At 78.4% G+C, this 620-nt stretch carries 1 pseudogene; it reads left to right on the forward strand.

Annotated elements, in window-relative coordinates:
* A pseudogene (locus tag ND748_RS33430) lies at positions 1–241 on the forward strand (hypothetical protein); the annotation flags it as partial.
* Between the last annotated feature and the right edge of the window lie 379 nt (positions 242–620).

The raw sequence follows: 620 nt of genomic DNA on the forward strand, positions 1-620 counted from the left end.
CCTCGGGACGGGCCGGCGGATACGGCTGGGCCGGCGGATACGGCTGGGCCCGCTGGATGGGCTGGGCCTGCGGGTAAGGCTGGGCCCGTTGGTTGGGCTGGGCCCGCGGGTCGGGCTGGCCCTGCGGGTAGGGCTGGGCCGGCGGATACGGCTGGGCCTGCGGGTAGGGCTGGGCCCGCTGGTCGGGCTGGGCCGGCGGGTGGGATCGGGCCTGCGGATACGGCTGTGGCTGCTGAGGTGAGGGGTACGGGCGGGCCGGCTGGCGAGGTGCCGCAGACGGGGATGGTGCCGCCGGCGGGTAGGGCGACGGGGGCGAGCGGCGGTCATCCGCGGGGGGCGCCTGCTCGGCGCGACGGTCGCGGGCGGCCGGAGCGGGTGGCTGCTCATCCTCGTACTGGACGAATCCCGCTCGCCGCCGGCGGCGGCCCGCCGGCCCCTGACCACCGGCAGCACCGCCGAAGCCGGGGCCACCACCACCGAAGCCGGCGCCACCACCCCCGAAATCGGCGCCACCAAATTCGGCGCCGTCGATACCAGCACCGCCGAGACCAGCGTCACCGGCGCGGCCGCCCACCCCGCCCGCTCCCGCCCGCCGACCCGCCGCCCGGTCCTCCTGAGTC

The organism is Frankia sp. AiPs1, assembly GCF_023716945.1.
Taxonomy (GTDB): domain Bacteria; phylum Actinomycetota; class Actinomycetes; order Frankiales; family Frankiaceae; genus Frankia.